This window comes from Vibrio sp. L5-1, assembly GCF_021728315.1.
Lineage (GTDB): Bacteria > Pseudomonadota > Gammaproteobacteria > Enterobacterales > Vibrionaceae > Vibrio > Vibrio splendidus_K.
In genome coordinates, this window is the sequence record NZ_JAKKCQ010000002.1 from 814,627 (window position 1) to 833,237 (window position 18,611).

Consider the following 18,611-nt stretch of genomic DNA (forward strand, 5'->3'; position numbering starts at 1 on the left):
AATCCGTCTCCCTCCACCATATTATCCTTAATTGGAAAATCGAAAAGCCAACTCATTGAGTTGGCTTTTTTCGTTTCTGAACTTTATATGTTAATCCCGATATCTCTAAGCTTTGAACTCCGACCCAAAACTGTTGTGATTGTTCTTCTGCAATTCAGCAAGGGTTCAATCCAATATCAGTCATTCCATACATCAGGATGACGTTCACAAACCAAGTCATCTGGACAACCTAAGCAAGTTGTAGAAACTGGTTCCTCACACTTTGAGTGATTTTCTGTTTCTGACAAAGCGTCATCTCATGTTCTAGTATGGGTTCAAAGGACATTGTGATCTCAGTTGAAAGTCTCTTTCGCTATTAAAATAGCCCTTACAGGTAGATTAATCGACTTCAATAATAAGAGATATCCAATAAGATTTATCGCGATGGCAACCCTATTAGCTCAAGTCAATAAAGGTTATCTAGCACAATCAACAAGTTTTCTTCTGTAAGATTTAAATTGGACCCTAACTCGTTGCCCTTATGATTCAAAGTGACTAGATTTCCAAGTATTAGCGTTTCATACCGTCATAGTTTTAAACCAGCCGAAACAAAAAAGCCCCTACTGATTTCTCAGTAGGGGCTTTCTATTAATCGGCGTAATTTCTGAAAACGACAACACCGTAGTGCTGTCGCTAAATATCAGAATTAACCTTGAATACCAACAATTAGCCAAGGCGCATTGTCAGTCGTTAGGTCACGTTCTAAGTGCCAGATATCAGTAATATCTTCTTCAACGCCATCTGCAGTGTCACGGTAGCGACCGCTAAACTGTAGACTTAACTGCGCTTTGCTGCCGTCATGGTCTGCACGAACAATTTCAGCATCAACGTACATTACGTCTGTGTGCTGATCACCTTCTAACTTGTCACGTTCAGATTTTAGGTCTTCAAATAGGCTTGGAGACACATACTCTTCAATCGTATTTAGCTCGTTGTGGTTCCATGCACCTTGCAGTGTACGGTAGTGCTCACGAGAGCCATTGATGAAAGCCGCTTGATCAAAGCCCGGTGGGTAGTTATGCGGAACATCGCTTTGTGAACCAAAACCGAAGCCACCAGCTGCACCTTGAGATTGAGGTTGTGCTTGCTCGAAGTTATGAACATTTGGCTTTTGCTCAGGTTGTTCAAACTTGTTTTGCCCCATGCCGCCGAATGCTGGCTGCTGGCCACGTCCATTCTGCTGATTCATGGAACCCTGCTTCGCCCCCAATATTCCGCGTAGGAATTTGAACGCAAGGAAAGCAATCAGACCCATGATCAGAATATCCATGAACTGGATACCTTCAAATGCGCCACCAAAGAATGCTGCTAATAGACCACCCGCAAGTAAACCACCTAGCATACCGCCCATAAGCCCTTTACGGCTAGAGTTAGCTGCTGTGTTCTTACCTGTTTGATCTTGACGGATCGAATTCGTGTTTTGTTGTTTTGGTGCTGGAGCCGTTTTAAAGCTTTTGCCAAATGACTTACCACCACCAAACTTTTTCGCTTCCGCGATTGGCGTCACCGCGACTGTTACCAACAGGATCGCGACTAGTGAGAAAAATCGTTTCATTATTATCCTTTATAGGTTTTTTATCTTTCGACACCTTAATCATACTCGTTAACAAAGAACAATGAAATATTCACGACGTTTACACATGTATCATAATATTGCGGCTATTAATTGATTACTAAACTAGCGAAGGGATTGACGACACTCTGGGGCAGCATTAAAATATTGAACGATGTTCATTTAATAGAAAGTACCCATGGCAAGACGAAACGATCACACTCGCGAACAATTAGTGCAATTAACCTTAAAAACGGTGACCGACTTCTTAGAAGAGCACTCTTATCACGAGTTAAGTCTACGCAAAATCGCCAATATGATTGGTTATGTTCCAAGTACCTTGGTGAATGTATTCGGCAACTACAACCTATTGCTATTGCATGTTGTTGCTCAAACATTAGATGAACTGGCGTCAGAATCTGCTGTAGCAGTTGAACAATCGAGCAATCCTCAGCAAGCTCTATTCAACCTTGCCTACTGCTACCACGATTTTGCACAAAAACACCCTCACCGTTGGCAGCTTATCTTTGAGCACAACATGAACGGTGAAAACCTTCCTGAATGGCAATCGAACCGTATCGATAGAATGACAGGTATGCTAGAGCAACTATTAATCGCGATTGCTCCTGAACATACTGAAAGCGAAGTCGTTAAAGCCAGCCGTGTATTATGGTCTGGAGTACATGGAATTACTCTACTTAGCGTTGATGATAAATTTTTCGCCTCTGAGCCTATCGATGGTAAAGAGTTGATCAATAACCTAGTCTCAAACTACTTAACCAACTGGTAATCATCCAAGGAAAGACAATGAACAACAGCAGCCAATCTTCGCTGTTAACGCAAAAAAGGTTCCTACCCTACTTTATTACCCAATTTCTGGGAGCCTTTAATGACAACATATTCAAAAATGTTCTGTTACTGTTTGTTGCTTTCGCAAGCGTAGACACGCTACCTATTTCCAGCAATTTATTCATTAATTTGGCCGCTGGCCTTTTTATTCTGCCCTTCTTCCTATTTTCTGCTTTGGCTGGTGTGCTGGCAGACAAATATGAAAAATCGTGGTTTATCCGTAAAGTTAAGCTTCTTGAAGTGGTGATAATGTCACTGGGTGCGGTCGGGTTTATCTACGAAAGCTACGAAATATTACTACTGCTTCTGTTTTTGATGGGGACACAAAGTGCCTTCTTTGGCCCCGTTAAGTACGCCCTACTTCCGCAACAGTTAGAAACCAAAGAGCTTGTGTCCGGAAATGCTCTGGTTGAAACAGGCACATTCTTAGCCATCCTAATCGGTACTCTAGGTGCTGGTATTATTGCGTCAGAAGAAAGCGCAAAACTCATTGCTGCTGTGTGTATTGTTTCTTTTGCCGTACTCGGGTATGTATCAAGTTACTTTATCCCAGAAGCGCCAAGTAACGCACCAGATCTGAAAGTAAAGTGGCAGCCAGTAAAGCTAACCCGCGCAACACTCGCTATTGCCAAAAAAGACCGCCCAACCTTTCAAGCACTGATGTCGATCAGCTGGTTCTGGTTCCTCGGTGCAGCTTACCTCACTCAGTTTCCCAACTTCACCAAGGTTTACCTAAACGGTACTGAAAGCGCTGTCGCGTTTTTATTGGCACTGTTCTCGGTAGGCATTGCGATTGGCTCTTTGGCTTGCGATAAACTATCTAATCACCGTATTGAAATCGGCATCGTGCCAATGGGTAGCCTAGGTATTTCGATCTTCGGCCTGTTGATGGCGACATCAATTCCGGAGTCTTTGCCTGACTTTAACTCTTTCCATCAGTTTGTGACGTATTCCGAACTTTGGCCGCTGTTTGCTTATCTTCTACTACTGGGGATCTCTGGCGGTATCTTTATTGTTCCGCTTTACTCTCTAATGCAGCTACGGGCAAAGCCAAATGAGCGAGCTCAAGTAATCGCCGGGCTCAATATCTACAACTCGCTATTCATGGTCGGGAGCGCTGTTTTAGGTATTGTTTGCCTTAGTATTTTGGAGTTTTCAATTCCACAACTGTTTGTACTGCTCGCGATAGGAAACACTTTGGTTATGTTGTATCTGTTTTATCAGGTGCCTATTTACGCTTTCCGTTTCTTTACGTGGGTGGTCACTCACACCATGTACCGAGTTAAACATAAAAATTTACATCACCTGCCAGAAAAAGGCGGCGCATTGATTATCTGTAACCATGTGAGTTATATGGATGCATTATTGCTGAGCGCCGTTTGCCCTCGCTTGATCCGCTTTGTGATGGAAGAAGATTACACCAAGTTGCCGCCTATTCGACGTTTCTTGAAAAGAGCTGGGGTTATTCCAATCTCCGCAACCAACCGTAGCTCGATTCGAAATGCTTTTAAAGAAGTAGAACGCGCTCTGCATGAAGGCCACATCGTGTGTATTTTTCCAGAAGGAAAGCTAACCTCTGATGGTGAAGTCGCAGAGTTCATGCGTGGAATGGAGCTGATTATCAAACGATCTCCTGTGTCTGTCATTCCAATGGCTCTCAAAGGGCTATGGGGCAGCTACTTCAGTCGTTACAAAGGCAGTGCCTGCAAAGGACTACCAACCCGCTTCTGGACCAAGTTAGAGATAGAAGCTGGCAAGCCAATTCTCGCTAAAGATGCCTCATGCAAAACTCTTCGGCAGTCAGTCTCAGACCTTCGCGGAACACTACGCTAGCTAACCAGCCCTTTATTCATATCAGCTGAACAAGCGTTAAGTTTTCCTTAACGTTTGTTCAATTCATTTAGACTTACTTATCATTTTATTGAACGTATAGTGGTCTCATTACAATAACGTGACAACACAACAAGACTCTAAATATAATGAACCTAAAAAAGTCTGCTCCATTTTATCTTGCTGCACTGTTTTGCTTAACACCGTGGGTAAGCTCACCGACGGCCCTCGTTATTGGCTTTCTGCTTGCTAGTTTAGGTTTAGTCCCTGAGCATCTAGAAGTAGGCAAACTCACAAAGAAGTTACTGGCCTACTCGATTGTCGGCTTAGGCTTTGGCATTCAGTTTGAAAAAGCATTGGCGGTAACAGGCGACGGTATTGGTTTAATTGTCACGACCATCATTGGTACGTTAGTCATTGGTTGGTTCTTAGCCAAACGAATGGGATTGGATCGCACCACGGGCTACCTTATCTCTTCAGGTACCGCTATTTGTGGTGGTAGCGCGATAGCAGCTGTAGCACCTGCGATTAAAGCGGACGATGAACAGATTGGCTTGGCGTTAGCTACGGTATTTGTGTTGAACTCTGTAGCCCTATTCTTATTCCCGATGATTGGCCACGCGCTTGAGTTAAGCCAACAAACATTTGGGACTTGGGCCGCCATTGCGATTCACGATACATCTTCTGTGGTAGGTGCAGCTTCGGCTTACGGTGAAGAAGCACTGACGACAGCGACAACATTGAAGCTCGCTCGTGCACTTTGGATCATCCCAATCGCTTTAGTCAGCGCGATGATCTTCAAGAACGATCAAAAGAAGATTACGATTCCTTACTTCATTTTCTTCTACTGCGCCGCCATTGCTATCAGTGACTTGCTGCCACAATTTGAGATGGTCTACCAAGGGATCTTTGATGTGTCCAAACGCGCGTTGGTTGTGTGTCTGTTCTTAATTGGCTGTGGTATTTCTGTAGAGAAGTTAAAAGCAGCAGGGCCGAAGCCATTGATGTTTGGTATTACGATGTGGACGATGATTTCGACAGGTTCTTTGGCGTGGTTAACTCTTGCTTAGTTCGCAAAGAAACGCTTTAACTGGTTGTTCGGTTACCTAGACACTCAGATTAGCGAGCAACAAAACAAAAAGGCAAAGCTCAAATGGGCTTTGCCTTTATCGTTTGTGGTAAAGATATTCTTTGTTGCAACAATCACAAATCAAACAGGGGCTTATCACTCTTCTTGCTCTCTCTTTTCATTAAAACAAGTACCACAACCAACACAAATGCGGTGAGTTCAGCCAACGAGCGAGTCAACCCTGACGAAGTGACCGCTTGGCCTATCTGCAGTAAAACCGCAATGATGAGGGCAATTTTCATAATAAGACCTTATTCTATAATCCGTTATTTATAGGACTTATTATGATGGATGGTTATAAAGATAATAAATTCTGTTTTGAACTATCTAATTGCTAAATTAACTAACCGCCTGCCAACTTAGTCACCTAACAACTGAATCACCTAACAGCTTCGCAAATAACGTCGAGGTAAGCGCTTACCTTTAACTCCTATGCTGAGACAACCACTGTGCCAACCCAGCGCGTGAGACCTTAATACCCAGTTGTTCTTGCTTAGGCATTCGATAATACTCAACAGGAAATTTGAACCGTTCAAGACGACCCGTCAATTGCTCGATAAACCATTCTTTAGTTGGTAAATCAGTACAATCTACAATAGCGACAGGTCGGAATCCGAACTCATCATCTTTAATAGGAACAATAAAAGACTGATTAACCTCAGACAATTGGTTGAGTGCTCGCTCAATCTCCTCGCAATGAATGTTCTCACCACCAGAAATAAACTGATTGTCGGCGCGACCAATAATCGACACTTGTTCGCCTATCCACTCACCAAGATCTTTGCTATCGAACCAGCCATTCTCATCAACTAAGGACGTTAATTTACCTTGGTGGTAATAACCGGAAGCGAGCGTCTCGCCGCCAATAAAGATACGTTGTTCTTCAATTTTTAGTTGGCGATGGTTAAGGACAAATCCGGCCGTGCTACTGGCATCAACGGGCTTCGCAGTCACTGTTGAAGCCGCTTCTGTCATGCCGTAGCCAAGCCATGTTTCTATACCCATGTGTTGAGCTTCAAGCCCAAGAGCTTCTGGAATATGGCTACCACCCAAAAGTACATGAGTTAAAGTAAGTGCTTGCTTACTCTTTAGTAATCGATGTAGCTGCGTAGCCACTAATGAAGCGTGACTGCAACCTTCGATGTCGGTTTCAAGCTGACCTGTGCCTATTTTGATGCAACCACCTGCCGCCAACCAACGATGAACTATCGCTAATCCTGACACATGGTACATAGGTAAACTCAGTAACCAAGTGTCACCTTGTTCAAAATAAAAAACGTCGAGTAACCCGACCGCCGAGCATAAATGCTGCTCAAGCGTGTGAGCCACTGCTTTCGGATTTCCGGTAGAACCTGAAGTGAATACGATACTCGCTAGATTTTGCGGATTGAAGTTGGAGTCTTGAGATGCCGTTATCCGATTATCATCACCATCGACCTTCACTTCATTTAAGCAAGATAAGGTCACCAACTGAGTATTCAAATCGACAGTCTCTGATTGCTCTATCCCGCAACTGTCCAAAATCCAAAGGTAGTTTTGTTGACCTGCTTGATTTAAGGAATCGAGCTTTTTCTTCAGGCGTAAGCTAGGCTGAGGCATCGTAAACGCACAAACCACACCCAAATTGAGTGCGGCAAGGTAAACAGGGGTCACTTCAGCTTGATTCTTACCAACAATCGTCAGGACGTCACCTTCAGATAGGCCTTGCTGAGATAGCTGTTGTTGGTACTCACTCACTAGCACAGACACTTGCTGCCAAGTATAGGTATGGTGAGTAGTCACTAACGCTGTTTGATGTGGGTTTTGCTGCGCCCACTGTACCCAAAGCGGGTGATGATTAGATTGTGGGCGCATCATAAGATAACCAAGTTATAGATTGAAAACGGTCTAAGCCAATCGAACGATCAGCTTAAGAAGACCAAATCAATTGTTGCTGCTCAAGAGTAGAAACCGGAAGCTGACACCCCGGCCAAGAAACCTCTAGCTGTTGCTGATACAAGCCAATGGTATCAAGTCCTGGAACTTCATTAGGCAAGTATTGTTGTGCTAATCGAGCAATCTGAGTTAAGCCAAGGCTAGACTCTATGCTTGAGCTTAGTACTGGTTTGATACCGAGTTGCTGTGCACGCTCAATGATTGCCACACAACGCTCTACAGAACCAATAAGAGTTGGCTTGATCACGACAGCTTTAACACCAGTAAGGTCGCTAAGATCAAATTCTGGGCTTCGCACCGCTTCTTGCAATGTTTCGTCCCACGCAATCGCTACGCCATGGTCAATAGCAAATGCCAAGCTGTCTTCTGGTTTTTGGCAAGGCTCTTCAATAAAGCTAATACGCTGACGCAGTGACGGCGAAATGTACTTAATGAACTGCTTCGCTTTCTCTGGCTTCCACGCACGGTTGGCATCAAGCCTTAGGGTCAAATCAGGGATCGACTCAAGAAATAAGCTAACCAACATGCCATCGCGAATCGCTTCGTAGAGACCGACTTTCACTTTGGCGACCTTCTCGCCTTTCATCTCATTCAGCACAGGGATCAATTCATCTGGATCTCCTGTACACAACGGCGCCGCTTGGTAGTTACCTTCTGCGTTGAGCTCGCCTCGTAATTCCATCATCGCCATCGAAAAGCCGAAGGCAACAGAAGGATATAGCTCATCAAAAGGCGTTTGAGGGTTGTTGTGGCTCCAAAGCTCTAATTCGTGTTGAAGCTGAATACCGGCTTGTTCGGCATCTTCTTGGCTAAAACCTGGCAAAGGTGCGACTTCGCCAAAGCCAGTTTTACCATCACACTCAAGTTGGATGATATAGCCAACGCGTTCGTTCAACTTATTGTCACGAAGAATCACACCACTATCCATAGGTAGTTGATAACGGTAGAGTTTAGCGTGACGCTGAGAATTCACTGAGTTCATAAAGTTTCCTAAAAAACGGGGAACATCAAAACAAAACGAGCCGCTATTAGCGACTCATTTTAAAGAAGAGAAAGACTATGGGTTACGCGGAAATTTGTCGAAATCAGGTCGACGCTTCTCGTTAAATGCGTTTCGGCCTTCTTGGCCTTCTTCTGTCATGTAGAACATCATGGTTGCGTTACCCGCCAACTCTTGTAGACCGGCTTGACCATCACAGTCTGCGTTTAGTGCGGCTTTCAAGCAACGCAGCGCCATTGGGCTGTGTTGAAGAACTTCACGACACCAACGAACGGTTTCTTTTTCTAGATCAGCAACAGGTACCACTGTGTTTACTAGGCCCATGTCCAATGCTTCTTGAGCATCGTAGAAACGACACAAGAACCAGATTTCACGCGCTTTCTTTTGGCCAACGATACGAGCCATGTAAGAAGCACCCCAACCGCCATCGAATGAACCGACTTTAGGACCTGTCTGACCGAACTGAGCGTTTTCAGCTGCGATGGTAAGGTCTGCCATCATGTGAAGAACATGACCACCACCGACTGCCCAACCCGATACCGCTGCGATTACTGGTTTTGGACAAGTACGAATTTGACGTTGGAAATCAAGTACGTTCAGGTGATGTGTACCTGAATCATCTTGATAGCCGCCGTAGTCACCACGAATACTTTGGTCACCACCAGAACAGAACGCCTTCTCACCAAGACCCGTCAAAATGATTACGCCAACCTTCTCGTCATAACGAGCATCAGCCAGCGCATTGATCATCTCTTTTACGGTTTGTGGACGGAACGCATTGTGGACTTGAGGACGCGCAATCGTGATTTTCGCAATACCGTCGTCAGACTTGTGGTACTGAATATCTTCGAATTGACTGCTTTCATCGCTCCAGTTAACTGCCGCGTAAAGTTCTTCTTCTGTGATGCCTACTGTTTTAGCCATGGTGATTCCCATTGTTCTATTAGAGACCACGACTAACAAGTAGTCGTGACGGTGTTGCTCTGCTTTTGATAGTGCTTGAGACTAGAGATCCGCTCAGTCAGATTAGCGACGACTGGCGATACATTGGATTATCAAGTTTGAAAACAACTCTGGTTGCTCAAAATGAACATTATGACCCGCGTAATCAACCTGACTATATTCAAAGCCACTATTCTCAGCTAGCTCCATGAATTTACGATCTTTTTCTCCACACACATAATGCAATAAATGCTCATGAGATTTCAATGTGGCACGTAAATCCGGTTGCTTAGCTAACGAAGTAGATAACAACATATTTGCTACGGATACTCCAAGGTTACCACTACGCTTTATGACCAAAGTTTGTCTTTGCTCATGATTTAGTGAAGAAAAGACGCTTTGTTGATACCAATCGTCTAAAACATCTTCAATCGACTGCTGCGCAAAGCGGACAGCCCACTGCGTATCATGTACTAACCTTTGTGCTCGTTCTTCATCACGCTCTAGACCAAAGTTGCCACCTTCAATAATGACTTTCTCTAGATTGAGTGTTTCGAAGCAAGGGCTTGTCACCCCATACATGGCGAGCCTTCCTCCCATAGAGTAGCCAATTACCACGATAGGGTAATCCGCAGGAAGATCGTTGAGGGCAAGTTGAGAAGTAATGCACTGAACGATTTTCTTGCAGCAATGATCAAAGCCTACCGGATCGATAAAGCGGCTTTGTCCGTGCCCGGGCAAATCTATGCAAAGACGAGGAAAATCCTCTAGATATGGATGACATGCACTCCAATCATCCCCGCTTCCGAGTAAACCATGTAAAAAAACAAGCAAAGGTTTGTCGGAAGGTTCTTGTACAGCTGGGTAATAATTGGAGTAAAGCATGTAAAGTCCTTAGGCTAATGCCTCGGTGAGCATTGAACTGAATTGTTTCAGCAAAGTAGACGCTTGTTCGGGAGGCGTCTTAACTTCAACGAGCAAGGTACCCTGACCCTGTTCGAAATGTTGTTCGATAATGTTTTGATAGCAATTCAAGGTTTCTGGTGCAGCGTAACCAAGTTGGAACTGCGCAGCAGCGTGTTCAAAACTGAAACCATGAGGCATTTGATAAAGTGACTGTTTTTGCTGCTCTGGTACCGGCAACAAGTCAAAGATTGCACCACCGTCATTGTTGGTCACAACAATAACCATCGGCGTTAAATTATGAGTCAGCAGAGCCAGTGAATTGAGGTCGTACAACAAAGAGGTATCACCAATCAACATCAACAAAGGATTCTGGTTGGCTTTCACCACGCCCGCAGCCGTCGCCACCAAGCCGTCAATGCCCGATGCACCACGGTTACTGTAAACTTGATTCGCAGATATTGATGACAGCATATCCACCAGCCTTACCATCAAGCTATTTCCCACAAATAGCTCTCTGCCTTTAAGTCTAGACGACAAGTCAACGGCAACACTGAGTTCCGTCAATTGGTCATTGTTGGATATTTGCGCGAGGGCGAGTTGCTGAACAGTATTTGCGACCTCGATTAAAGGAGCCGCCCAACCTGCATGCTGGCCTAACAAGGTGGGTAAATGCTGCTCTGACACCCATGACTCGATAGCAGCAACGATATGAGTTTGAGGCAGATGATCTTGGTTGATTCGGTGCGTATCTGGTGACACAACAATATATTGTGATGAGCAGAATGATGATGCTTGCGACTTTATCCAATGATTAAGGCGCTTAGAAACAATGCGCTCACCGAACTGAAGGATGAAATCACATTGGTTAAGTTGTTCTTTCGCTACGTCACTCTGCATCCAAAGATCATAATGTTTCCAATCGCTGCTTACGCCCGATTGAGGATCGCAGAAAATTGGCCAACCTAAAGCTGATGCAAACTGTTTTGCTTTTCTCGCTGATTTATTATCGATAGAGCCAATAATCACCGCACCTTTACGGGCAACGTAATCGCCCGGCGCGACTGGCTGTTCATTCAAATGGTTAGGCAAGTAGGTATTGGTATACGGGCTTGTCGAAGCTTTCCACCCAGCGACACTGGATGTGTATTCCGCATACATTTCCGCGCTATTCGCAGAATATAGAGGTTCTGGGAACGGACAGTTGATATGAATCGCACCACCAACATTGCGTTGTTTCACTAGGGCGTGATCAACCGATGTCAGTAACCAATTCAGAGAAACTTGTGCACTAGGGCTTGGTAAGTTTAAAGCACTTTCAACATGGGAAGAAAAGATACCCTGTTGCTGAATCGCTTGATTGGCACCACAGTCGACCAAGTCGATGGGTCTATCAGAGGTCAGCAAAATCAGCTTCTCTCGTGTCAGCCCAGATTCAGCCGTCGCAGGGAGAAGGTTAGCGACAGCAGTACCAGAGGTAACAATCACGGCAACTGGCTTATCACTGGCTTTAGCTAAACCTAAAGCTAAGAATCCAAGACCACGCTCATCAAAGTGCGTGTGTAAGGTTAACTTGGGGTTGGCTTCAGCTTCGAGAGTTAACGGCGTTGAGCGAGAGCCCGGTGCAACACAAACATGTTCAACACCGTTGCGTGCTAGCTCTTCAAGTAATGTGTGACTCCAAACTCTATTTAATACGGCTTGGTCGTGATTCATGACGCCACACCCAACGGCGGGTGATCCGAAATCAAGCTGAGTAAGGTTGACATCTTCTTGTTCAATTCTTGCCATTCATGCTCGGCAACCGATCCCGGCACGATCCCTGCGCCAGCAAACAGCTGTACTTGATCGTTTACAACTAACGCGCTTCGAATCGCGACACAAAACTCTGCTCTCTGATGACTGATATAGCCAACAGAGCCTGCATACCAGCCTCGCGCAAACGGTTCGTGTTCAAGAATGAAGTCCATCGCCTCTTTACGCGGTAAACCCGCCACCGCAGCAGTCGGCTGTAATGCAGCAAGCAACTGCACACCGTTAACGCCATTATTAAGCTGAGCGTGGATATTACGCTTAAGATGCTGCACCTTACGCAAGCGCACAAGACGCGTATCCTTTTCAACATGGACCGTTTGAGAATGAGGAGTGAGGCGCTCAATGATGTCGTCGACCACATACTGGTTCTCATTGAGGTTTTTACTGTCTTGAGAAAGCCAGTTCGCTAACTCCATATCTTCTGTCGCGTTTTCTCCGCGACCAATGGTTCCCGCTAGAGCTTCAGTATCCAGCTCTGTCCCATACCGGCTATACAAACGCTCTGGCGTTGAGCCAATAAAGCTGTGTTTAGAATCCAATACCAACATAAAGTGAAAGCTGTGATGGTTTTGCAGGTAGCTGGCCTTGAGTAATTGAGCCGCGCAGATTGGCGCATCGAGCTGCAGTGTGGTTTTACGCGCTAAAACAACTTTCTTGTACTCTTCGTCGCTAATGCCCTGAAGCACTTTATCGACCAAATTACCCCACTGTTCTCGTTCTGGAACGTGGTTAATCTGTTCAATGTGAGCCGACAAAGGTGCCAATATCGCCGCTTCTACAGAAAGCTTATTCAAAGCGTTAATGGAGGCAACGCGATCAGGAGACAAGTTAACCGCTAGCGACCAAGTGTCGTCAAAGCGGATTAATTCAACCTGAGGAAGGAAGAAAAACGATTCCATGCAACGACGGTTCTTTGCGGTATGTCCATCAAATGAACGTCCACCCCAAATTCGTTGGTCTTCACCAAGAATTGCGTATGCGGGAGCAGGATCAGAAAAAGTGTGCAGTTGACCGAGCGCGACGACCTCTTCACGAGTGTCACGTGACTGCCAGTAGAACTTTGGAAAGAGCGGTTGAGCATGAAGCCATTCTATAAATGCAAACGATGGTTTTTGCGTTAGAACTTCAACACAACGAACTTCACTTGCTTGGGCATTTTGTACTCGCTCAATCAAAGCGGAGATAGTTTGCTGGAAATGTGACAAATCGACCTCGTTCACATCTAAATTATTATTATATTAGTTTGATACTTTATGGGCAGCACCCACTTAGATCAAGAATCTACTATATCTTTTGAACATTCCTGTGATTTTAAGCGATCCAGCCTCTTTATTCATCTTAGACAACAACAAAGAAAGCGATTAATTAAAATTTAGAAAAGAGTGACAACAAAAAGACCAAACGTGACACTGAAATGCGACATTCATCAGATTTTTATTCTATCAAACCCCATTTTGCGGTACTTTAATAAAGTATTTAAATTAATTTCAGGAAATCGGCAATGCAAAATATCGGGATGTCGTCAAAACTCAACAGCGTATGCTACGAAATCAGGGGACCTGTACTCAAACATGCTAAGCGCATGGAAGAAGAAGGGCATAAAATACTGAAGCTTAATATTGGTAACCCCGCCCCATTTGGTTTTGACGCCCCTGATGAAATCCTTGTTGATGTAATCCGTAACCTACCGACATCTCAAGGTTACTGTGACTCAAAAGGCATCTATTCAGCCCGCAAAGCGGTTGTTCAGCACTACCAGAAAAAAGGCCTACGTAACCTTGATGTAGAAGACGTTTACATTGGTAACGGCGCATCAGAGCTTATCGTTATGTCTATGCAGGCGCTACTGGATAATGGTGATGAAATCTTAGTTCCCGCTCCGGACTACCCACTATGGACAGCGTCTGTTGCGCTTTCTGGTGGTACACCGGTTCACTACATGTGTGATGAAGATGCTGATTGGTATCCAGATCTAGACGACATGCGTGCGAAGATCTCACCAAAGACTCGCGGTATCGTTCTTATCAACCCGAACAACCCAACGGGCGCGGTATACAGCCGTGATTTCCTATTACAAGTTGTTGAGATTGCTCGTGAGCACGGTTTGATCATCTTCGCTGATGAAATCTACGACAAAGTGCTTTACGACGGTGCCGTACATACTTCAGTCGCAACGCTTGCTGAAGACGTACTAATGGTCACATTCAATGGTCTATCTAAGGCTTACCGCGTGTGTGGTTTCCGTGGTGGCTGGATGTTCTTAACGGGTCCGAAGCACATAGCGAAAGGCTACGTTGAAGGGCTAGAAATGCTGGCCTCGATGCGTTTGTGTGCCAACGTACCAATGCAGCACGCCATCCAAACAGCACTGGGGGGTTATCAGAGTATCAACGAACTGATTCTTCCTGGTGGTCGACTGCTTGAGCAACGTGACCGTGCATGGGAACTGATCAACAAGATCCCTGGCGTATCTTGTGTGAAACCAAAAGGCGCGATGTACCTGTTCCCTAAGATCGACACCAATATGTACAACATCAAAGACGATCAGAAATTCGTGCTCGATTTCCTTAAGCAAGAGAAGGTACTATTGGTTCAAGGTACTGGCTTCAACTGGCCAAAACCGGATCACTTCCGCATCGTGACTCTGCCACATATCGAAGACCTAGAAATCGCGATTGGTCGTCTAGAGCGCTTCTTACAGACCTACAGCCAAGACGACCTCATCGAAGGTTAATTAGCACAAAGAAAGATGACTACAATTTGCTGTTTTAAAAGACTTTAACTTGTAATCAATCACTTCTATGCTTAAAGGGCTCCTGTTTGGGAGCCTTTTTTGTATCCGCTGTCTCGTATTACTATGTTGAACACATGATACGAGTGGAGCACAGTTTAGAAAGGACTCTTATGAAACAAAGCCATTTCTTTGCCCATCTTGCCCGTATGAAGCTGATTCAACGCTGGCCCCTGATGCGATCAGTCTCAAGTGAGAACATTTCAGAACATAGCCTGCAAGTTGCTTTCGTCGCACACGCCTTGGCATTAATTAAAAATAAGAAGTTTGATGGCCAGCTCAACCCCGAGCACATTGCGCTGATTGGTATGTACCACGATACCAGTGAAGTACTAACGGGTGATTTACCGACGCCAGTTAAATACTACAACCCAGACATCGCCCAAGAGTACAAGAAGATAGAAGCCGCAGCAGAACAAAGACTGCTTTCAATGCTACCGGAAGAATTCCAAGACGATTTCGCGCCCTTCTTAATATCCGGAACAGCAAACAAAGAAGAACAAAGCATCGTCAAGCAAGCCGACACTATCTGTGCTTACCTCAAATGCTTGGAAGAACTCAGCGCGGGAAACCACGAATACGAGCAAGCGAAACGCCGACTGGAAGAAACACTCGAACAGCGTAAAAGCCCAGAAATGGCCTACTTTCTCACCACATTTGCGCCAAGCTTTGAATTATCACTAGACGAGATAAGCTAGCTGGGTATAACTTGAGTGTAATTAGCTAAATAAATCAGATTGATAGGTGCTATTTTGACTTCTCCACTCGAACCACCATTTGAACTCGAACAAGAATGGCAACATCGAAATGACGATGAACATAAAATAAGGCGTGATGACCATCGTAGCCCATATCAACGCGATCGTGCGCGTGTGCTTCACTCTGCTGCTTTTCGTCGCCTCCAAGCAAAAACTCAAGTTCATGGCACCACGGTAAACGATTTCCACCGAACTCGCCTTACCCATTCGCTAGAAGCCGCACAACTTGGTACTGGTATTGTCGCTCAACTCAAGAAAAAGCAGCCCGAATTTCGAGATCTTCTCCCCTCAGATAGCTTGATTGACTCACTGTGTTTAGCTCACGACATCGGCCACCCACCTTATGGGCATGGTGGTGAAGTCGCGTTGAACTATATGATGCGCGACCACGGTGGCTTTGAAGGCAACGCCCAAACGTTTCGCATTGTCACCCAGCTAGAACCTTACACCGAACATCACGGGATGAACCTATCTCGACGCACTCTGTTGGGGCTGATTAAATACCCTTCACTTCTTAGCGAAGTTCAAGCTAAATTACAGTCTGAGCCTGTTAAGCACCAACGACAACTCCGAGCCAAAGATTGGATGCCAGCAAAAGGCATCTACGATCATGATGAAGAACTTTTTAACTGGGTACTGGAGCCGCTTTCAAGCAGCGACCAACAGCTTCTAAAACAGAAAAGAAAAACGCATACCGAGCCACTTGAGCACAATAAGACCAAATATAAGTCACTTGATTGTTCAATCATGGAGTTGGCTGATGACATCGCGTATGGCGTACATGATTTAGAAGATGCCATTGTGCTTGGCTCTGTGACCAAAACACAATGGGTAGATTCAGCTTACCCTCAACTTAAAGAAATGGCCGATCCTTGGATTTGTGAACACCTAGATTCAATTACAGAGATGCTTTTCTCTGGTGAGCAGTATCGTCGAAAAGATGCGATTGGTGGGATAGTTAACGCTCTGTTGACCAGTATTTCGATTGAACGAGTGGATGCTAGCTTTGAGAATGTGCTGTTGGCTTACAATGCGGTGCTTGAACCGAGCATGGATGGCACACTCGATAAACTGAAGCACTTTGTCAGCGAGTTCGTGATTCAAGTGCCTCAAGTTCAAGTCATCGAATACAAAGGCCAACAGATCATCATGGATATGTTTGAAGCATTCAGCGCAGATCCTGAACGCTTGCTGCCACTGTCCATCAAAAAGCAATGGCTACAGCATCAAGATGAATCAATAAAAATGCGCGTGATTGCGGATTACATCTCATCAATGACCGATGATCTTGCGCAGAAAATGCATCAGCAATTGTTCTCAGCTCATACCGAGTTTTAATTCCTGACTCGTACCAGTGAATCGGCTTAATCTAAGTAGTTTTTCTCAAACACACCCGGCGGCATTTGATTGATTTGAAACTGAATCATTTGGTCAAATGCCGTTAGCAAAGGGCTAAAGTCGCCATCACTATCTAGCAAGCTAAGCAAATGATAGCCGGCTTCGACGGTAGAAAGGCTGTTTTCACTGGGCGCTTTACGGATTCGATAATTACCCTTGAGGTCTTTCGGTAAATGAACCGTGCTCAGCGCATGCAAGTTACTCGACACCTGCCACATCTTGAACGCCTTCTTCCACGTCCCATCCAATAAAATCACACGCAGCTTCTTATTAGGGCATGTCACAGATTCAACTGAAACAGAGTTTTCGCTTGGGTATAAAATCACATGTTGGTAATGTTCATTGGCCAGCAATGCGTTCAATTGTTCGTTGTCTGAAAAATCTTCACCGACAAGCGTCACGCTGTTATTTAGAGATAACGAGAGGATGCGCGCAGTTCCCATCGGGCGATGCTCTTCTGATGGGTGCTGAAGAATGATAAGCTCAACATTCGATTCGAGTGGTGTAACCCACTGACAAATACAAGCTTTCAAAGCCTTGCTGCATTGGGGGCAATAACGAGACATGGATTTAATGTGTACCCTGTTTTAATTTTCACTTCACTTTTATGCGTCTTATTCCAATTTGAGCCAATACAAGCTTGGGTCGTATGGGATAGCAATGCGATTGCCGAGGGGCAATGGTGGCGGATCCTAACAGGAAACTTTTCACATACCAACTACTCGCACCTTCTGATGAATCTAGCAGGCTTATGGATCATCAGCTATCTGTTTCAACCCTATAAAAAACGGCTTATTGGTGCATTGCTTTTCATTAGCTTAATCACTGGACTGGCGTTGTTGCTGACGGACATTCATATCTATGTGGGGTTATCTGGGACATTACATGGGTTGTTTGGTTTATTCGCTCTCAATGAAGCGCTGAACGGCAGGAGGTCAAGCTGGCTCCTGGTGTTGGGGTTAATAGCTAAAATAGCTTGGGAGCAGCTTGTTGGCCCTTCTAGCACCACTGGCGAACTGATTAATGCTCGCGTGGCCATTGAAGCCCACCTAGCAGGCGCTATCGCTGGAGGCTTCATGGTTTTGGTACTATGGTTACCGAATAGAAAGTAGCCCTCTATAACCGTACCCCTTCAAACTGCCGTAACCCTTCAAACTAAAGTTGAATTCGCTCACGGTTCTTTTCAACCGTCGCTTCACCTATCCCTTTCACACTCACCAAATCATCAGCAGTCGTAAACGCACCGTTTTGATCTCTGTAATCGACGATCTCTTGGGCTTTCTTGTCCCCAACACCAACTAATAGCGCTGAGAGTTCTTCTGCCGTCGCAGTATTGATGTTTACCGTAATCTCGATGCCATCGTAAAGCTCAGCTTTAGATGGGCTATCAGAAAACGCTGGGGAGCTCAGGGCCATCAGAAATGAAAGAAGTAGTGTTGAATATATCGTGCGCATAAACCGTTCCTTTGAACAAAAAACGTAACTTATGCATTTACCGCACTAGATAACACAATCACCAGACAAAAATAAAGCGGGTCACCTAAGTGACCCGCTTCGTTATACATCTTGTTTTCATCAGCTTGTTTGTTGGCTCGCAATTCTTATTTATCGAATAAACCTAATTTGCAAAACAACAACCATCGCATGTTGATTCTCGGTAGTCAGCCACC

17 protein-coding genes and 1 tRNA gene (1 of these 18 running past the window's edge) are annotated in these 18,611 nt (G+C 45.0%); 8 read left to right on the forward strand and 10 right to left on the reverse strand.

Annotated features, from left to right (window positions below):
* A tRNA-Tyr gene (locus L3V35_RS10510) sits at positions 1 to 19 on the forward strand; it begins 166 nt to the left of the window's first position.
* A 666-nt stretch (positions 20 to 685) separates the two neighbouring features.
* Here the strand turns inward: L3V35_RS10510 and L3V35_RS10515 are convergent.
* A complete protein-coding gene (locus L3V35_RS10515; RefSeq protein ID WP_237299608.1) occupies positions 686 to 1,594 on the reverse strand; it encodes a TIM44-like domain-containing protein in 909 nt (302 codons plus the stop codon).
* Positions 1,595 to 1,790: 196 nt separating this feature from the next.
* Here L3V35_RS10515 and L3V35_RS10520 point away from each other — a divergent pair, with 196 nt between their 5' ends.
* The 3 genes from L3V35_RS10520 (at position 1,791) to L3V35_RS10530 (ending at position 5,340) form a co-directional block, all read left to right on the forward strand.
* Positions 1,791 to 2,381: a TetR-like C-terminal domain-containing protein gene (locus L3V35_RS10520; RefSeq protein WP_004736110.1), complete on the forward strand. Its 591-nt coding sequence runs from the start codon at positions 1,791 to 1,793 to the stop codon at positions 2,379 to 2,381.
* Positions 2,382 to 2,398: 17 nt separating this feature from the next.
* Positions 2,399 to 4,273 (forward strand): MFS transporter, encoded by a 1,875-nt coding sequence (locus L3V35_RS10525; protein ID WP_054548201.1) that lies wholly within the window; start codon positions 2,399 to 2,401, stop codon positions 4,271 to 4,273.
* Positions 4,274 to 4,419: 146 nt separating this feature from the next.
* Positions 4,420 to 5,340: a putative sulfate exporter family transporter gene (locus tag L3V35_RS10530; protein WP_004736106.1), complete on the forward strand. Its 921-nt coding sequence runs from the start codon at positions 4,420 to 4,422 to the stop codon at positions 5,338 to 5,340.
* 133 nt (positions 5,341 to 5,473) lie between these two features.
* Here L3V35_RS10530 and L3V35_RS10535 read toward each other — a convergent pair whose 3' ends face one another.
* The 7 genes from L3V35_RS10535 to L3V35_RS10565 form a co-directional block, all read right to left on the reverse strand.
* Positions 5,474 to 5,641 carry a hypothetical protein gene (locus L3V35_RS10535; protein WP_004736103.1) on the reverse strand — a complete coding sequence of 56 codons (168 nt, stop codon included), beginning with the start codon at positions 5,639 to 5,641 and terminating at the stop codon, positions 5,474 to 5,476.
* A gap of 181 nt (positions 5,642 to 5,822) precedes the next feature.
* Positions 5,823 to 7,256: an o-succinylbenzoate--CoA ligase gene (gene menE / locus L3V35_RS10540; RefSeq protein ID WP_237299610.1), complete on the reverse strand. Its 1,434-nt coding sequence runs from the start codon at positions 7,254 to 7,256 to the stop codon at positions 5,823 to 5,825.
* Positions 7,257 to 7,308: 52 nt separating this feature from the next.
* Positions 7,309 to 8,316 (reverse strand): o-succinylbenzoate synthase, encoded by a 1,008-nt coding sequence (menC, locus tag L3V35_RS10545; protein WP_065679261.1) that lies wholly within the window; start codon positions 8,314 to 8,316, stop codon positions 7,309 to 7,311.
* Positions 8,317 to 8,391: 75 nt separating this feature from the next.
* On the reverse strand, positions 8,392 to 9,258 hold the full coding sequence (gene menB, locus L3V35_RS10550) for a 1,4-dihydroxy-2-naphthoyl-CoA synthase (RefSeq protein WP_029222208.1): 867 nt from the start codon (positions 9,256 to 9,258) through the stop codon (positions 8,392 to 8,394).
* A 102-nt stretch (positions 9,259 to 9,360) separates the two neighbouring features.
* Positions 9,361 to 10,161, reverse strand: a complete 801-nt coding sequence (gene menH / locus L3V35_RS10555; RefSeq protein ID WP_065206784.1) for a 2-succinyl-6-hydroxy-2,4-cyclohexadiene-1-carboxylate synthase — start codon at positions 10,159 to 10,161, stop codon at positions 9,361 to 9,363.
* Positions 10,162 to 10,170: 9 nt separating this feature from the next.
* Positions 10,171 to 11,895, reverse strand: coding sequence for a 2-succinyl-5-enolpyruvyl-6-hydroxy-3-cyclohexene-1-carboxylic-acid synthase (gene menD, locus L3V35_RS10560; protein WP_237299930.1), 1,725 nt, complete (start codon positions 11,893 to 11,895; stop codon positions 10,171 to 10,173).
* Positions 11,892 to 13,199 (reverse strand): isochorismate synthase MenF, encoded by a 1,308-nt coding sequence (locus tag L3V35_RS10565; RefSeq protein WP_004736095.1) that lies wholly within the window; start codon positions 13,197 to 13,199, stop codon positions 11,892 to 11,894. Before L3V35_RS10565 ends, menD begins: the two co-directional genes overlap by 4 nt.
* Positions 13,200 to 13,495: 296 nt before the next feature.
* Here L3V35_RS10565 and L3V35_RS10570 point away from each other — a divergent pair, with 296 nt between their 5' ends.
* The 3 genes from L3V35_RS10570 to L3V35_RS10580 all read left to right on the forward strand — a co-directional run bounded on the left by L3V35_RS10570 (position 13,496) and on the right by L3V35_RS10580 (position 16,881).
* Positions 13,496 to 14,728, forward strand: coding sequence for a pyridoxal phosphate-dependent aminotransferase (locus L3V35_RS10570; protein WP_004736094.1), 1,233 nt, complete (start codon positions 13,496 to 13,498; stop codon positions 14,726 to 14,728).
* Between the two features lie 170 nt (positions 14,729 to 14,898).
* Positions 14,899 to 15,483 (forward strand): 5'-deoxynucleotidase, encoded by a 585-nt coding sequence (gene yfbR, locus L3V35_RS10575; RefSeq protein WP_237299611.1) that lies wholly within the window; start codon positions 14,899 to 14,901, stop codon positions 15,481 to 15,483.
* A gap of 54 nt (positions 15,484 to 15,537) precedes the next feature.
* Positions 15,538 to 16,881 carry an anti-phage deoxyguanosine triphosphatase gene (locus L3V35_RS10580; RefSeq protein WP_237299613.1) on the forward strand — a complete coding sequence of 448 codons (1,344 nt, stop codon included), beginning with the start codon at positions 15,538 to 15,540 and terminating at the stop codon, positions 16,879 to 16,881.
* A 26-nt stretch (positions 16,882 to 16,907) separates the two neighbouring features.
* Here L3V35_RS10580 and L3V35_RS10585 read toward each other — a convergent pair whose 3' ends face one another.
* Positions 16,908 to 17,507, reverse strand: a complete 600-nt coding sequence (locus tag L3V35_RS10585; protein WP_237299615.1) for a tRNA-uridine aminocarboxypropyltransferase — start codon at positions 17,505 to 17,507, stop codon at positions 16,908 to 16,910.
* 9 nt (positions 17,508 to 17,516) lie between these two features.
* Here L3V35_RS10585 and rrtA point away from each other — a divergent pair, with 9 nt between their 5' ends.
* Complete coding sequence (gene rrtA, locus L3V35_RS10590) at positions 17,517 to 18,053, forward strand: rhombosortase (protein WP_237299617.1); 537 nt, start codon at positions 17,517 to 17,519, stop codon at positions 18,051 to 18,053.
* A gap of 43 nt (positions 18,054 to 18,096) precedes the next feature.
* On the opposite strand, the gene L3V35_RS10595 is transcribed toward rrtA, so the two are convergent.
* Complete coding sequence (locus L3V35_RS10595) at positions 18,097 to 18,396, reverse strand: ComEA family DNA-binding protein (protein ID WP_054548192.1); 300 nt, start codon at positions 18,394 to 18,396, stop codon at positions 18,097 to 18,099.
* Positions 18,397 to 18,611 lie beyond the last annotated feature (215 nt).

What these genes read in the sequence shown, in the direction of transcription:
- menC (WP_065679261.1), bottom strand. Translation starts at nt 8,316, where the DNA reads ATGAACTCAGTGAATTCTCAGCGTCACGCTAAACTCTACCGTTATCAA.
- L3V35_RS10525 (WP_054548201.1), top strand. Translation starts at nt 2,399, where the DNA reads ATGAACAACAGCAGCCAATCTTCGCTGTTAACGCAAAAAAGGTTCCTA.
- L3V35_RS10515 (WP_237299608.1), bottom strand. Translation starts at nt 1,594, where the DNA reads ATGAAACGATTTTTCTCACTAGTCGCGATCCTGTTGGTAACAGTCGCG.
- L3V35_RS10595 (WP_054548192.1), bottom strand. Translation starts at nt 18,396, where the DNA reads ATGCGCACGATATATTCAACACTACTTCTTTCATTTCTGATGGCCCTG.
- menE (WP_237299610.1), bottom strand. Translation starts at nt 7,256, where the DNA reads ATGATGCGCCCACAATCTAATCATCACCCGCTTTGGGTACAGTGGGCG.
- L3V35_RS10535 (WP_004736103.1), bottom strand. Translation starts at nt 5,641, where the DNA reads ATGAAAATTGCCCTCATCATTGCGGTTTTACTGCAGATAGGCCAAGCG.
- L3V35_RS10520 (WP_004736110.1), top strand. Translation starts at nt 1,791, where the DNA reads ATGGCAAGACGAAACGATCACACTCGCGAACAATTAGTGCAATTAACC.
- L3V35_RS10570 (WP_004736094.1), top strand. Translation starts at nt 13,496, where the DNA reads ATGCAAAATATCGGGATGTCGTCAAAACTCAACAGCGTATGCTACGAA.
- menH (WP_065206784.1), bottom strand. Translation starts at nt 10,161, where the DNA reads ATGCTTTACTCCAATTATTACCCAGCTGTACAAGAACCTTCCGACAAA.
- yfbR (WP_237299611.1), top strand. Translation starts at nt 14,899, where the DNA reads ATGAAACAAAGCCATTTCTTTGCCCATCTTGCCCGTATGAAGCTGATT.
- L3V35_RS10585 (WP_237299615.1), bottom strand. Translation starts at nt 17,507, where the DNA reads ATGTCTCGTTATTGCCCCCAATGCAGCAAGGCTTTGAAAGCTTGTATT.
- menB (WP_029222208.1), bottom strand. Translation starts at nt 9,258, where the DNA reads ATGGCTAAAACAGTAGGCATCACAGAAGAAGAACTTTACGCGGCAGTT.
- L3V35_RS10530 (WP_004736106.1), top strand. Translation starts at nt 4,420, where the DNA reads ATGAACCTAAAAAAGTCTGCTCCATTTTATCTTGCTGCACTGTTTTGC.
- menD (WP_237299930.1), bottom strand. Translation starts at nt 11,895, where the DNA reads ATGAATCACGACCAAGCCGTATTAAATAGAGTTTGGAGTCACACATTA.